This is a genomic window from Brevibacillus sp. DP1.3A, assembly GCF_013284245.2.
Taxonomy (GTDB): Bacteria; Bacillota; Bacilli; order Brevibacillales; family Brevibacillaceae; genus Brevibacillus.
Map to the genome: position 1 here is coordinate 3,214,771 of NZ_CP085876.1, position 15,160 is coordinate 3,229,930.

13 protein-coding genes and 1 pseudogene are annotated in these 15,160 nt (G+C 43.8%); 10 read left to right on the forward strand and 4 right to left on the reverse strand.

Features of this window, described 5'->3' with window-relative positions; all coding sequences use genetic code 11:
• Window positions 1-222 precede the first annotated feature (222 nt).
• The 6 genes and pseudogenes from HP399_RS15035 to HP399_RS15060 all read left to right on the forward strand — a co-directional run bounded on the left by HP399_RS15035 (window position 223) and on the right by HP399_RS15060 (window position 5,317).
• Window positions 223-1,554, forward strand: a complete 1,332-nt coding sequence (locus HP399_RS15035; protein WP_173619425.1) for a hypothetical protein — start codon at window positions 223-225, stop codon at window positions 1,552-1,554.
• A 135-nt stretch (window positions 1,555-1,689) separates the two neighbouring features.
• Entirely contained in the window at window positions 1,690-2,319 is a 630-nt protein-coding gene (locus HP399_RS15040) for a LysE family translocator (protein WP_173619424.1), read from the forward strand.
• Between the two features lie 144 nt (window positions 2,320-2,463).
• A complete protein-coding gene (locus HP399_RS15045) occupies window positions 2,464-2,964 on the forward strand; it encodes a hypothetical protein (RefSeq protein ID WP_173619423.1) in 501 nt (166 codons plus the stop codon).
• 229 nt (window positions 2,965-3,193) lie between these two features.
• A complete protein-coding gene (locus HP399_RS15050; protein WP_173619422.1) occupies window positions 3,194-3,841 on the forward strand; it encodes a beta/gamma crystallin family protein in 648 nt (215 codons plus the stop codon).
• Window positions 3,842-4,077: 236 nt separating this feature from the next.
• A pseudogene (locus HP399_RS15055) lies at window positions 4,078-4,488 on the forward strand (substrate-binding domain-containing protein); the annotation flags it as partial.
• 265 nt (window positions 4,489-4,753) lie between these two features.
• Window positions 4,754-5,317 (forward strand): NAD(P)H-dependent oxidoreductase, encoded by a 564-nt coding sequence (locus HP399_RS15060; RefSeq protein WP_173619421.1) that lies wholly within the window; start codon window positions 4,754-4,756, stop codon window positions 5,315-5,317.
• 67 nt (window positions 5,318-5,384) lie between these two features.
• Here the strand turns inward: HP399_RS15060 and HP399_RS15065 are convergent, their stop codons facing one another.
• Window positions 5,385-5,750 carry a winged helix-turn-helix transcriptional regulator gene (locus HP399_RS15065; protein ID WP_173619420.1) on the reverse strand — a complete coding sequence of 122 codons (366 nt, stop codon included), beginning with the start codon at window positions 5,748-5,750 and terminating at the stop codon, window positions 5,385-5,387.
• 305 nt (window positions 5,751-6,055) lie between these two features.
• On the opposite strand from HP399_RS15065, the gene HP399_RS15070 reads away from it, so the two are divergent.
• Both HP399_RS15070 and HP399_RS15075 read left to right on the forward strand, forming a co-directional pair.
• Complete coding sequence (locus HP399_RS15070) at window positions 6,056-6,880, forward strand: MerR family transcriptional regulator (RefSeq protein WP_173619419.1); 825 nt, start codon at window positions 6,056-6,058, stop codon at window positions 6,878-6,880.
• Between the two features lie 27 nt (window positions 6,881-6,907).
• Window positions 6,908-7,927 (forward strand): serine hydrolase domain-containing protein, encoded by a 1,020-nt coding sequence (locus tag HP399_RS15075; protein ID WP_173619418.1) that lies wholly within the window; start codon window positions 6,908-6,910, stop codon window positions 7,925-7,927.
• Window positions 7,928-8,009: 82 nt separating this feature from the next.
• On the opposite strand, the gene HP399_RS15080 is transcribed toward HP399_RS15075, so the two are convergent.
• Window positions 8,010-8,747, reverse strand: coding sequence for a MerR family transcriptional regulator (locus HP399_RS15080; RefSeq protein WP_173619417.1), 738 nt, complete (start codon window positions 8,745-8,747; stop codon window positions 8,010-8,012).
• Window positions 8,748-8,880: 133 nt separating this feature from the next.
• Between HP399_RS15080 and HP399_RS15085 the strand changes: the two genes are divergently transcribed.
• The gene (locus tag HP399_RS15085) at window positions 8,881-9,885 is read left to right on the forward strand and encodes a phosphotransferase enzyme family protein (protein ID WP_173619416.1); all 1,005 of its coding nucleotides are present in this window, start codon (window positions 8,881-8,883) and stop codon (window positions 9,883-9,885) included.
• Window positions 9,886-9,940: 55 nt separating this feature from the next.
• On the opposite strand, the gene HP399_RS15090 is transcribed toward HP399_RS15085, so the two are convergent.
• Window positions 9,941-11,098 (reverse strand): GNAT family N-acetyltransferase, encoded by a 1,158-nt coding sequence (locus HP399_RS15090; RefSeq protein WP_173619415.1) that lies wholly within the window; start codon window positions 11,096-11,098, stop codon window positions 9,941-9,943.
• A gap of 361 nt (window positions 11,099-11,459) precedes the next feature.
• A complete protein-coding gene (locus HP399_RS15095; RefSeq protein WP_173619414.1) occupies window positions 11,460-13,583 on the reverse strand; it encodes a helix-turn-helix domain-containing protein in 2,124 nt (707 codons plus the stop codon).
• Between the two features lie 102 nt (window positions 13,584-13,685).
• On the opposite strand from HP399_RS15095, the gene HP399_RS15100 reads away from it, so the two are divergent.
• Window positions 13,686-15,158: an aldehyde dehydrogenase family protein gene (locus HP399_RS15100; RefSeq protein WP_173619413.1), complete on the forward strand. Its 1,473-nt coding sequence runs from the start codon at window positions 13,686-13,688 to the stop codon at window positions 15,156-15,158.
• Window positions 15,159-15,160: the final 2 nt, after the last annotated feature.

Genomic DNA, 15,160 nt, shown 5'->3' on the forward strand with positions numbered 1-15,160 from the left:
CGAGCTTGGCGCGATAGTCATCTATGATTCGATGCTCCATTTTTTCCTGTAGGTGGTCGGTAGTACTGGATTCATTATTAGTGAGACTGAAAACAATGAGTTTTCTCCGTAATGGAAGGCGGGGCCTGTAGGGTTTGTTATAAAGGAAGTCATAACTATATATCCGCAAAATTTGGCGTGCTACTATAGATAGAAATAGTCAGGATGAGGGGGAAACCAGTAATGACAGAATATAATCAGCGTGTTTTCGATGCATTGCCGCCCAAAGGGAGTAGCAGAGAGAAGGCTATCTCGGAGCTCGGAGCTAACGAGTCACTTGAGCTATTGCATCTGGCAAGTACAGAGCGCGGGAAGAGTAAGCTTGCTGCCCAGAGGGCACTGGCTAAGATTGATTATGAACCGGCTGCAGCTTATTGGAAAAAGCTATTAAAGTCGCCTCAAAAATGCGAAAAAATAGTAAACCAAACATTCTCGAATACCGTGTCGGATCAGCTTGCTGATCGATTACTAGCTTTTTTGCAGACGTTTCTGGAGAAGAAGCCTGGCAGCAAGATCAGCTGGGAAGAGCATGATACACTGCTTGCCTTACTTGGCATGATGCCGGGCAAAGCAAGTGAGAAGATGTGCGAAGTGTATGAGTTTGCAGCAGAGCATATCCAGAAGATTTCATCATTTAAGCGCGACAGCGAGGTGCTAAAGTTAACCTACAGAGATACTTCTATCTTTCATATAAGTGATACCTTGGAAGGGGTGACTTTAGAGCAAGCCTTTCCTATGATTTTGGTTGGCTCTGTTTTAATGGATGGAGATAGTAGGCTGCAAGCGCTGGCTTGCAAGCTATATGAACAATATGGGGGAGCCTGGCTGTCTCCTGTTTTCGCTTCTGCGCTTCTAACCAAGCCTGCTGGCGATGTTTTCGAGGAGTTTTCACCTTATTACAAAGATCCGGTAGCGCAGCGTTTTATTTTGAACGTGCTAGGTACGGTGAAGTTTGATACTAAGCAAAATCGGCATACGTTTATGTTTGGCTGGGGTCATATGCTTAGGGATGATACATATTTTTCACTTACACCGCTGCTGTTTGAGGATTTGGATGTGCGCTGGATAGAACTTTTGGCAACTGATCCGGAGGAGAAAAAGCTAAGCGGTCTTATTAAAACGAGCTATTATGTAGGAAAAGTAACTGGAGAATTTGATGACGTGCTGGGTGATCTGCTTCCGCTAAATAATGAAATTTGCTGCCAAAAGGTGCAATCGTATTTTCTGAAAAGAGCAATTCTGGATGATGGAATTGGCGCGACATATGTTGGTATTTTGTATCGGATAGGTTATGAGGACGTTGAATCGATTCTTATGAAAAAATGGTCCCAAAAGGAAAATGCAACCTCTATTTGGAATGTGTCCAGTGATTTGCAGTCCTTTACCCATTGGCCAGCCCAGAAGAGAGCAGTTCTTTTTGAACAGGTTGGACAATTGGTTCAGGAGAAGAAATTAAAAATAAGTTATTGGAAGCCGGATACGGCGGAGGAGCTGAAGAACAAGTTGCTCAAGTAGCAATAGAAGGTGCGGAACGGGGGGCATCAACTACAGATAAATTTGCATACTCATTGAAAATAATGCTATTAAAAATGGATTTGGGATATATAATGGTTTCTAACTTTGATGAACCACGGAAAGGAGTAATGTAAATTGGTGAGCTTTGGTACATTTATTGCCTTTGTATTTGTTTCGCTTGGTATGGTTTGTTCTCCTGGCCCTAACATGATTTACCTTATTTCGCGTACGATTTCGCAAGGCCGCACAGCTGGAGTCATCTCGCTTCTTGGTGTTATTCTTGGATTCGTGATTTACATGATCGCAACCATGTTCGGGCTCTCGGCTCTTTTCATAACGGTTCCGTTCGTTTATGAATCAGTCAAGTGGGCCGGGGCTATCTACCTGCTCTGGCTAGCTTGGAACGCGATCAAACCAGGTGCTGCTTCCATTCTAAAGCCTGATACTCTCTCTATTGAACCGCCGAAAAAGTTATTTTTGATGGGATTGATAACAAATCTACTGAACCCCAAAATTGCTATTTTGTATGTTTCACTCTTACCTCAATTTGTAGATCCTGCGCGGGGATCGATACTCCTGCAAGGTGCTATTTTGGGTCTAACACAAATTGCTGTCAGCTTTACCATTAACCTGCTTATTGTTCTTTTAGCGAGCAGAGTTGCTGAGTGGTTTGGTACACGCCCAACGTGGCTACGGGTGCAGCGTTGGCTAATGGCAAGTGTCTTGACAGGTCTTGCTGCGAGTCTTGCTTTTGATCGCAGATAGTCATACATGTACTTTGTCGGCCGAGAACTAATGTTATCTCAATCCGTGTAAAGAGATATCCCCCTCTAAATGGGCTAATTAGGGGGATATGCCTATTACAGTCATGGGGGACTTCCAGGATAGTCAAATTAAAAGGTGGTACCAATGCTGAAATCAAAAAAACTAATCTATGCCATAGCTTTTCTTTCTTCATTTTTTGTGTTTCAGGAAATGAATAGTGATCCGGTCAAAGATGACTTAGCAAGATACATAAATAGTGAAATGTCAAAAGTGGCCTTTCTTGAAAATCGAGCAGTTGATGAGTATAACTCAATATTAGGTGCAAAGATAAAAGATGATGCCGTTATTTTCAAGAAGCTAACGAACAATGTCATTCCTGTCTATGCACAGTTTCTATCAGAGATCAAAAAAATAAAACCTGCAACTAAAGAGGTTCAAATCATTCACGAACAGTATATAAAAGCAGCAGAAATACAACGTGATGGTTTATTGTTACTTGCATCATCGATCGAGAAACAAAATTTATCCGAGCTCGCAAAAGCTAATGAACAAATTTCGACTGGTAAACAGCAAATGGAGGAAATCCTAACCGATTTAAACAATCTTGCTAACTCCCATGGGCTTGCAATTAAGATCCCTAAATAACTTTTTTTCAAGCTCCATCGTTATTCGTAAGGAAAAGTTTCTTATAACCAATTGATTTGGTTTTCAAAATATTGACGAGAAGGTCCCCTTTTATTAAAAAAGGGGACTTTTACAATAAAAAGGAAATTTTACAAACAAACAAAATATTTACAAACACCGAATTGTCAAATTTTGTAAATTGTAATAGCATATAGTTGTATGAAACATTAGCTAATAGGAGGGATTTAAAATGAAAGGTGTAGTCAAGTTAATAAGCGCTTTAACAACGTTCGTGTTGGCATTCATTGCATTAGGGACAGGTCCAGTATCCGCGAATGGGACAAGCCCAGGTTCACCAGTAGCATATTTGTGCGAAGATGCAGACTATCAAGGTTACTGCTTAGGTCTATACGCGGGCAGTAGAATTAATAAACTTGATGATAGATTCTTCAATGACAAAGCTTCCTCGATCAAGATTTTAGATCATCGATACAACGTGACTGTTTTCGAACACTTAAATTGGACTGGACGTAGCACTACTTATTTGTTCAGTGATCGTGACATGAGTGACGAAAAGATTGGGAACGATGAAGCTTCTTCTCTTTATGTTTCTGAACAGCAAGAAGACCTTAATGGAGTTTACTTGTACGATCACTACGGAATGAGCGGTGATTGGATCAAGGTAACATCAAGCGCGAGCACTATCCCACTTAATGACAAGATTTCATCCATTCGTATCGTCGGACCATATGATATAACGATATTCGAACATGCAAACTTTACTGGAAGAAGTTTGAGTTTTAGTGGTAATGCTTATCCAGAGGGCACCACGATTCCCGATTTGGTTCCTCACGGATTTAACGACACTACATCAAGCATATTAATCACAAGGCGCTAATAAATTCAGTTCTTCATGTCTTTGCACTCCATTTTTTTCATTGTCAACTAATAAAACAACAGGTACACCAATAATCAGCTATTGGCTTTTCATCCATCGTTAGCCTACGAGAAAATAAATAAAACCATTTAATAGAAAAAAGTGACCATTCATTTGGTCACTTTTTATGTTACAACCTTTAGGTTTTGTTGTTCGAGTATCCTATCTAGGTTATCTAAAGTTCGCTGATGAATTCGATTTTCGCCGCTCCAGACCATCCACTCACGAAACTAACTGTACTGCAGCTGGAAGATTTTCACGGACAAGTGTTCCTGACGAATGAAAAGGGTTGTCCCTATCGAACCATGTTTGACCGGCAATTGGAGAAAAAGGGCATTGATAGTATTACGTATTTAGAATTTCAAAATGCCGAAGCCATTAAACAATGTGCAATTACGGGAATCGGTATTGCCTTTCTTCCTGAAATGACAACGAAAGCGGAAGTTGAACGGGGTGAACTTGTTGCTCTTCCATGGCAATTTCCGGACTTGCACGTGTATACACAGATGTTATGGCATAAAGACAAGTGGCTTTCACCAATCATATTATCTTTCATAGAAGCAGCAAGGGAGGTTATAGCTATAGAGGAGGAGAATATATCTGTTTAGCCTTTGTACGTGAAGCCTTTATCCAATTGAGCCCTATCGTTTCAATCCGTTTGAAGGCACGCTGTATATGGAGAAAACGCTCATAAAAACATTTGCAAAGGGGCCTCCCAACAATACGAACCTAACAACATTAGGTCGAGGGGGGGCTTTTTTCTGTTCTTTACACTCACCTTTATGTAAGTAACTGAACAAAATGTGCATACTTACAAAATTGTAGCAAGCATTTTATACTCATAAAACAACAAACTTCAAGGAGGACCCTACATTGAAAACTCTTGTAATCGTTACACATCCAAGCATCGAAACATCCATCATCAATAAGCGATGGGTAGAAGAACTCAAAAAATATCCAGAAAAGTATACCGTACACGAATTGCATAAGGTTTATCCAGATGGAAACATTGATGTGGAAAAAGAACAGCAATTGATTGAATCGCATGGGAATCTTGTTTTACAGTTCCCGGTTTACTGGTTTAATTGTCCACCTCTCCTGAAAAAATGGCTTGACGATGTTTTCGCATATGGGTGGGCGTACGGTTCAAAAGGAGGCGATAAACTAAAGAATCGAAAAGCTGCATTAGCCGTGTCTGCCGGAATTAGGAAAGAAGATTATCAGGAAGAGGGAAGATATCGGTATACACTTGAGCAAATATTGACCCCTTTTGAAACAACCTTCCGCTACTGCCACGCGGATTATCGTTCATTCTTTGCGTATTATGGTGCAGAGACTGAGTCAGGGGAAAATGTACCTGGTCAAGAATTTGAGCCGATTGGTAGCGTGTTGGAAAAGAACGCGCAAGATTATGTGAAATTCGTTGATAGTCTGTAAGAAGCCCCATGAAAAAAGAAGTATTTCCTCGTTTAGGAGATACTTCTTTTCCTGTTAGTAACAATCATTATGCCTGCTGCTTTACAGCCTTCTGAGGGGGTAAGCTGTTTGTCTCTCCCCAGTCGCACATCATATTTAACAACGGTATGAGAGATAGACCACGCTCTGAAAGGGAATATTCCACTTTGGGAGGGACTTGGGGGAATTCCTTGCGGATGATCAAGTCATCTGCCTCCAGCTCCTTTAACATCAAGCTCAGTGTTTTAAAGGAAATGGTACCGATACTTCGCTTCAGCTCATTATGCCGCATCACCTTTTTTTCAGCTAGCCAATACAAAATGATCATTTTATATTTCCCGCCTATTAAAGACAACGTATAACCAAAGCCAGTATCTTTCAGCTCCACGCCAGTCGGAACACAGGTTTCACGCACAAGTACACTCTCCTTTGGGAAGTATAGGGAATGAATGCACATACTTCACCATACAACATTATGCAACTTTTTTGAATGTGATGTAAAGGAAGAAAACAGTGAGCCTTTCTGAGTTGACACCTATGAACGCGTAACGTGTGCTGCTTCCCTTAATTTGAAACGTAAAAAACGAAAAGGCAGGAAAACGATGCGCACGATGTATATGCTTTGGTACTTCTTTATTAGCTTTTATACTTGCAGTTGACTTTGCCCTTAGGGGAAGGGGTATAAGTAGAATATCGATACGGAATAGTGGAGGTGAGCCTATGTTATCAATCGGAGAATTCTCAAAGATATGCGGAGTGTCTACCAAAACGCTTCGTTATTATGCCGAAATAGGACTGATGAACCCAGACGAGATTAATCCTGAAAATGGCTATCGGTATTATTCTATCAAGCAACTGAAAAAGATGCTCTTCATCAACCGTTTGAAATCGTATCATTTTTCGCTGGACGAAATAAAAGCCATTTTGGAATGGGAAGAAGATCAGGCGGAGGAGAAGCTTGTTTCTGCGCTTCTTCGCAAGCAAAGGGAGATGTATGAAAAACGAAACGCTTTGGACTATACCATAAAACAACTGAACGATGATCTATCCAGAATGGAGCAGGGTATCCCCATGATGTCATACCTTGACAACATAGAAGTACAGCTTGTGGAGACACAGCCAATCCATATTCTTTCTTTACGCCAGATGATGACGAGTGATGATTATGCAACCGGATATGGAAAGTATTTTAGTATGCTGTATGAAAGGATTGCGACTGAAAAGCTCACCTTGCTCGGTACGCCGATGACGATTTATCATAGCCCTGAATTCAATCCTGCCGGAAACGATACCGAGTTTGCCCTCCCCATCGCAGAGGCTGTACAGGGAACAAGAGATCTACCTGGGGGACTTTGTGCAAAGTCTGTATGTAAGGGTCCTTACTCGGAATTGACAGCGGTATATGCCAGGCAGAGGGAGTGGGTAGAAAATGAAAGCTATGAATTGGTGAGATCACCTTACGAAGTCTATGTAACTGCACCCAATCATGCCAGCGTTCCTGAGGAGCTTGTTACAGAGGTGTACTTTCCAGTCAGAAAAAAATGACATTCTCGTGTAGAGGGGGGAATTATCATGCAAAGAAGCGATTGGCCCACGACGGAATGGCAAGCAGTAGACCCGGCACTCTTGAACATAGACGCTGAAAAACTAGCAGAGCTAGACCCTATCATAAAATCCGCGTACAGCAACATAAACGGGATCATTATTGTGAGAAATGGTTATATCGCCCATGAAAGCTACTATCATGGCTATGGACTGAATGATAGGCACCATGTAGCGTCTGTAACGAAAAGTATTTTATCCGCTCTCATTGGTATTGCCATAGAGGAACGGTTTATCAAAAATGTCGACCAAAAGGTGCTGGAATTTTTCCCAGACTATGCACCCGACCATACTGATACACAAAAACAAGAAATCACCATACGCCATCTCCTCACGATGACAGCACCCTATCCTTTTGAGGACTGGCACGAACCACTGGACCAAATGTGTAAGCAGTCCGATTGGGTAACATATACCCTTGATATGCTTGGTCAAAAGGGAGAGATTGGAGCGTTTAAGTATTCAACCGCTGGGGCGCATCTGCTTTCATCCATCCTCACACGCAGCACAGGCAAAAGTGCCCGAGAATTCGCCAACGAACGCTTGTTTACACCCATCGGCATGGAAGAAATCCCTGATTATGAAATGAAGGCGTTTGCGTTTGAAGATTTATTCGGGAAAGAGGTGAGAGGATGGGTGAAGGATCCAAACAATAACTCCACAGGAGGGTGGGGTCTCACGTTAACTCCCCGTGACATGGCACGAATTGGTTTGCTCTATCTGAATCGTGGCTGTTGGGACAATCATCAGATCATTCCAGAGGTTTGGATAGATGAATCAACCGCGATGAATCCCAATCAATACGGGTACCTATGGTGGTTGCGTGAAGAGGACGGTGTTTTTACATACGCTGCTCTGGGCGATGGCGGTCATGTTATCTGTTGCATCCCAGAAAAAAACCTCATCGTAGCCATTGCATCGGAATTCATGCCGAATCCTCGTGATCGATGGACGCTAATCAAGGAGTATATAATCGGGGCGGTAATCTAAGGTATCGAGCACGAATGGAAACAAGGAACCGGGGAGTTGCGGCTCACCCGGTTTAACTGTTAAACGCTCGTTTAACTACACTTTACTTGGAAGCGTAATTTTCGGCAGCAATGCAAATGTAGTAGCTTAATCCCGTTTGCTGTTCTTCCAACATAGCGCGGTGAAACTCATCTGATAGAAAAAACCTTGACTGCTCGGCAAAAGCTCTCGCATCAATCGGATGGTCTTTTTGTAAAAAAGCAAGGTGGTTTTTGATCGCAGAAACAACTGTCTCATCGTCGATACTTTTGTTGTTTTTCAACGCCTCTGCCATTGTTGTCATGAAAGCAGACGCTTCGGCAGCTTTTTCATTCATGGAAGCCACGTCCAGATTCTCTGTATCCAATTGAAAATCGTACGCTTCCTGCAAATGCTCATTTTGTTGAGTGAATGCCTGCTTCCATTCTTCTTCGTTTAATCCATCAAACATTTTCTCCGTGGACATATTTCCTCTCTTCCTTTCGTGTCGAATCGTTTCTTCCAAAGTAAGTAAGATGCGCTCCAATCGAAGCTGGCGTGTCTTTAACATTGCTTGCTGCTCACTTAAACAACGAAGTCTGTCTGGTTCGTGATCAAGGGCAGCTTTAATGCTGTCCAACGAAAAATCAAGCTCACGATAAAACAAGATTTGTTGTAACCGCTTGAGTTCATTCTCACCATAATATCTGTATCCATTTTCTGTAACGATTTCGGGCATCAGCAAACCAATCTTTTGATAATGGTACAGTGTCTTGATTGTGGTACCAGACAGTTTGGCTACCTCGTTAACGGTGTACAACATGGCGATTCACCTCCTGAAATTGAGTGTGCAGTCTGACCTTGGGTTGGAGTCAAGCGAAAAAAAAGAAAAGAGGAGTAAGGCGGAAATCAAACGAATGTAAGCATATGAACCATATATTGGATGGGGGATTCGCATGACGAAGTTATTTCAGTTGGATTCTGAAGATGACATCGATAAGGTAGTGGACCAGTTGCAGCAAATCGCACGAAAGGCGATGCACGAATACGACTTGGATGGCGAGCAGATTCGTTTCAACCAACTGTCCGACACTGGCACGTTTGTGATTGAAACAGAGAAGGATGGTACCTATTTACTCCGCATTCACGGAAACAAGAACAGAAACGAAATTGATTCCGAGCTTGCTTGGCTCAGCTCTTTGCATGAAAAAATAGAGGTAGCGATTCCAACGGGAATAGAGTGCCGCAATGGTTCCAAGACAGTGAGCATCGATCTTGCGAATGGTGACTGTGTCTTCGTATCCGTCATGCGTTGGGTCGAAGGGGAGCATGCAGATGAAGAACTTACGGAAGACCAAGTTTACAAAGAGGGCGTCTTGTTAGCAAAGCTTCATACAGTATCGCAGGATTTCCAATTGACCCCTGAATTTGTGCGTCCGATCTGGGGAGAGGATAGCTTCAAGGAGTCCATGGCTCGTTTGACGGAGCATTACCAACGGTTTCTGACAGACGAAGAGTTCGGGCTATATGAATTGGCGGCGGATAAAATACTCACCTGTCTTGCCAAATTGGACAAGAATAGCAGCAAATATGGAATCATTCACGGCGATCTGCACCAAGGAAACATCGTTTTTCATAACGGAGATCCTCGTCCGATTGATTTTGGAAGATGTGGGTTTGGTTACTATCTTTATGATATCGCCCATACCATTTTGGGTTTATATCCTGCACAAAGAGAGCTAGTTTTAAAAGGCTACGAGAGTTTGCGGAAACTAGAAGGGGATTGGCTCCCCACACTAGAGAGCTTCGCAGTCATGGTCATGATTGAAAATTATAGTCATCATGCTCCTGACCCCAGGGAAACCGAGGGGCTAAAAGAAGAACAGCCCTATGCAATACCTATGATCAAAAACTACTTGAACGGCAAGCCATTTCTTTTTCATTCAAAGGCAGAGAAGTAGAGGAAAAATGGTTGAGCTCAGCAAAAAGCCGCCGATAAAACGGCGGCCGTTTCCATTATCGTACTGATTCAGCAAGAATACGAGCGATCTGCTCGCTGTCCTGTTCTCTGTACACATAATCATGATAATGCGGGTGGTGAATGCTTACCCAGCCATGTTCGATAGCCTTTTTGTAGTAATGCTTTGCACGGTCCTCTTCACCACTCAGATAGAACAAGCAAGCAGCATTCCAATACAAGGCCGGATCGCCATTCCAATCCCAGCCTTTATCAAGTGCTTGGGCATAACTCCATGCTGCGCGGGCGTAGTCTTTTTCCACGCCATATTCCAGATCGCCACGCATATAGTGGTTGCCGTTGACAAGGAAATTGTTTAAAGGAAGGTTCCATCCGAACAGAACCGGGAAATCCGCGAGCAGCTCGAAACCGACAGATAAGGCTGTTCGCTGCGAACCTATATTATTTGACCAGCACTGCCATCCCACTCTTTTGATTCCGCGCTGCTTGGCGAGTGAGAGAGTACCCAATGCTGTCTTCTGAGCCCATCCGTTACCCCGATAGTCTTCATCGGTTTCTATTCCCAATTCACATTCGTCCTCTACTACCCAATCCGTCATGCACCAACTAATAATGGTAGGCCCCTTATCGGTATCTTGAATCGCCGCACAACCGAAGCCTTTGTTTTCATAGGCTTCAAAGGATGGCCAGTTCTCTGCTATTTCATCGATAACATCCTCAAGACCTACTAATTCTTTACGCTTCAAAAAGGTGCTGTCTATCGGGACAATATGATCGTCAGCAGGAGGGGACAGATCTTGTAAATGGTGAGTAAAGATCATTCGCCCGCTTCTCATAGGTAATATATCTTTCATCACGATATCGAGAATGTCATTCCACTTCTCATTCGTAGGATAAAACAGGACGTAGTCAAGCTGTTCATCAGCAGCAAGCTGCGGTAATAGCTCCTCTTTGATCAATGCGTTCACTTCTTCAAAGAAGAGGGGATTATCAACACTGCCACCTAGAAAAAAACCTTGGGGGCCTGTCAATAAGACTGATCTTGCATCATTTGACAGGAATACTCTACCAGGAATAACACCTGCAATGACCCCTTTGATGGATACATGATGTTTCAACGCTTCGAACAGATTGGTCGCGTTATGGAAGCAATCGGTTGTGAGTTCCGTACCTTGAACCATCTTTTGAGCAAACATTTCGTTCATTTCCTCCCATAGCATATGAGAGAAGGGATGAAATTATTGTTTGGAACCTCTCATATGCTTTTCGATTTGTTTTTGCGAATCCAAAACATCATCACTCCTTTACCTGTAGTAGGGCGCGAATCTCTCGGGTGTTTGGTGCCTGATGCCCCCATGTTCATTATGGATGTTTATCCAAATATTACAAGTTGAAAATACACATCTGTTTTTTTCATGATTTACATGAAGAAGTGATTTACATAACTTAATTATGGTAAACAAAATATCAAACACTCGTACAAAGACTTTGCATACAAAAAAGGCAGCAGTAGTCTAGGACTTTTTCACGTCCAAAGCTACTCCTGCCTTTTTCGAATTATCCTTCCTGGCGCAAATGACAAGCCAGCTGTAATTTCAACAAGTCTTCCGGATTTCGCAAATCGATATGAAGAAGCTCCTCGACTTTGCGCAATCGCTGATACAACGTATTGACGTGAATGTGCAGCTCTTTGGCCGTGAGTTGAGGGGATTGACTGCATTTCATATAGGTCATGATCGTCTGTTCCCATTCTTGATATTTTTCCGGGTCTTGCCAGAAAGGGGCAAAGACATCTTGAATGAATGCATCAATATCGGCCTGACTCTGGTTCAGCATGAGGCGATTGACACCCAGGTCTTTATAGTGCACCACACCATAACGGTTGCGGTTGGTCAAATAGTGTGCGGCCTTCTTAGCTTCTTCATAGCTTTTGCTGATTTGCTCAATCCCGCTTGCCATACTTCCCACGCCAATGGATAAAGATGCTTCCTTGCCAAGTTCCCACTCATAAGACGCTTGTTGCAGCCTCTCCCGGATGTCCTTGCCATCTCGGGAGCCGAGAGACCGGATGAGAAGCGTGACATGGTTATGGAATCCGTAGACAAACATCTGTGTTTTACTGAACTCCCATTTCCAACGGGTAATGAGCCGGTGAATGTTTGCTTCTAGCAAAGCCAGATCGTGGCATTGCGTTAGATGGGCATATACTACGTAGTATTTTGCTTGCGGCTGTAACCCCATCGAACGGGCGCGGTCAAACAATTCATTGCCTTTGCTTGCGATTAGCTCTTGAAAAAGATCGTGTGCTCGCTTGTACAGCACGGAGCTGATCGATTGTTTTTTCACCAAATCGAGTATGAGCACAGCACTCCCTTGCTCGACCGTCATACGTGCGAGATCAGATAGCCCGCGTTCGTCTAAGGGAAGCATGAGACATCCGAGAAAGATGCTTCCATTGATTAGTGGATACAAACAGAACAATTGATCGTCATCAGCAGCGGGAGAGAACAGGTTAACGGAAACAGGCTGTCTTCTTTTGTTCAGCAATGTATACAGTTCATCCCAGCTAAAAAATAAAACACTCTTTTCAGGATACATTTTCTGCTCAAGCCAATCGGCAAAAAAGATGGAATGACCTGTCATTTTGCTGAGGGTTTTTACGATAGTTTCCGCCCCTTTATTTTGCAGGGACAACTGCTTGATGGATTCATGGAGATGGTTGCGTTGTATCAAATCATCGTGCTTGGCTTGCAGTTGGGCGCTAATGGCAGCCATATGTTCATATGCTTGTTTGACTTCAGCATAAAGCTCGGCATTTTGCAGGGCGATAGAAGTTTGGTCTGCGAAGCCTTGGAGGAGGTCGAGGTCATACTCGGTAAACACATTTTCTTGATGAAACTGATGCAGGATTAGCACGCCGATACGCTTTTCTTCACGTGATATTGGTACGCACAGCAACCCATTCAAGTCTCGCAATGTTTTTGCGTGGTTCAGGGAATGAAAGTTGTCAGCGGAGATGTCCTTCATCGCGTGGGAAGTTTCTTGGGTGGTTTTGTACATGCGTGGGATTCCGTCTTCAAACACTTTGCCCGCGATGGATTCGCCAATTCGCATTTTGAGATCCTTGAACACCGTATCATGAAAACCGACGGTCGCTTTCGGAATCAATCGGTCGATAGTGGGATCATACAAGTGCAAGAGACCTGCGTCTGCAGCCGGGATAACAGCCAGAGCGTTACCAATGATGCCACGGATGATTTGGTGAACGTCGAGGGTAGCAGATATCGAGCGAATCCCTTCAAAGAGCTTCTTGCTTTCCTCCGCTTTGGCAGTCATTTTTTCTTCAGCCAACAACAGGCGAATCCCGAACCACAGTAGTTCCCATTGGTCAGTGGTAAGGATGATCGGTTGGTTTGCTTTATGTGCAAGGCAAATAACAGCTTGTCCTTCCTTTTCGTAGAAAAAACGGTACATCTGTTGGGCATATGTATAGCGCATGTGGCTAGCATCGTTGTCACAGCGAGGTACTGTCATAGGGGGAATATCCGTGGTAGCGTTTTCATGAAAAGAAGAGAAAATAAGCCGAAAATGTCGATCTCGCGAAAATTGGTACCAGATCGAAAAAGGCTGTTCGCCAAACCATTCGTGCAGCTTTTCAAGCAGGAGCGAAAATGAATTCATCCACGTGTCCTCCATGTAGAGAAATACACATTACTAGTTGGAAATAAGTGTCTGTATATACATTGTATTCATAATTTTTACTATATACAATACTCCTATAAGATGCGGAAGGTGGGAGACGATTTGACAGCAACCTACAATAACTACATCGCTGGAGCTTGGGTGACGAGCCATACTGGACAGGTTTTCCCAAGTACGAACCCTGCCAATACGAATGAGGTTCTCGGTTATTTTCAAAAATCGGACGGGCTGGATGCGCGTTCTGCCATTGAAGCTGCTGCCAATGCTTTTGGTGCATGGTCGCAAAAATCGGCTCCCACACGTGGAGAATTCTTGTTCTCCCTCATTCACTTATTGGAAAAAAACAAAGAAGACCTCGCAGAAACGATCACCCGTGAAGTCGGAAAAACATTGCGGGAAGCGAGAGGCGAGGTTGCCAAGACAATCACCTCGATGAAGCAGTTGACTGGGGAAGCCACTCGCTTGACAGGTCAAACGGTGCCTTCCTTTGATGAACGGGTAATTGGTTACACGGTGCGAGAGCCAATCGGGGTTTTCGCGATTATTGCGCCATGGAATTTCCCGCTGGGGATTGGCTTGTGGAAGATCGTTCCGGCTATCCTCGCAGGCAATACGGTTGTGTTCAAGCCAGCGAGCAACACCTCCTTGATTAGCGTAAAGCTGGTAGAGCTCTTGATTGAGAGCGGCGTTCCGAGTGGCGTAGTGAACTTGGTAACAGGACCAGGTGCGGTAATCGGTGACGAATTGGCGAATCATCCACTGGTCAAGGGCATTTCATTTACAGGTTCTTCTGAAGTGGGACTCGCCTTGGGGAGAGCAGTTGGAGCCAGAGGAGGCAAGATTCAGGCGGAGATGGGCGGGAAAAATCCAGCGATCATTCTCGCGGATACCGATATTGACCTCGCTATCGATTCCATCGTACTGAGTGGATTCTTCGATAATGGCCAACGTTGTACGGGGACCAGTCGCGTATTGGTTGTTCCCGAAGTAGCCGAACAAGTAAAAGCAAAACTGATCGAGCGAGCGAAGAGCTTGAAAATTGGGAATGGATTCGATCCAGACAATCATAACGGTCCGGTAGTGGACGAGCATCAGCTCAATTTGTATCTTCACTATGTACAAAAGGGGATCGAAGAAGGTGGCGTATTGGAATGCGGGGGTAAGCGCCTGGTAGAAGGTGATCTCGCCCAGGGCTACTTCGTCGCACCGACGGTGTTTACCGGGATTACGCAGGAGATGACGATTGCCAACGAAGAAATTTTTGGCCCTGTGATCGCCGTGGTCGATGTGGATTCTTTCGAACATGCTATGCAAGTGGCTAACCAGGTGGAATTCGGCTTGTCCTCCACGATTTTTACAAACGATTTGCAAAAAGCCTTCCAATTTGTCAAAGGTATTCAGTCTGGCGTCACACATGTCAATATGCCGTCGACTCATTTTGAATCACAGTTTCCGTTTGGTGGCAAAAAGATATCTGGATTGGGTCCGAGAGAGCAAGGGGAGTCAGCGCTCGATTTCTACGTGGAGACAAAAACGGTTTATATTCGGCCATAAGT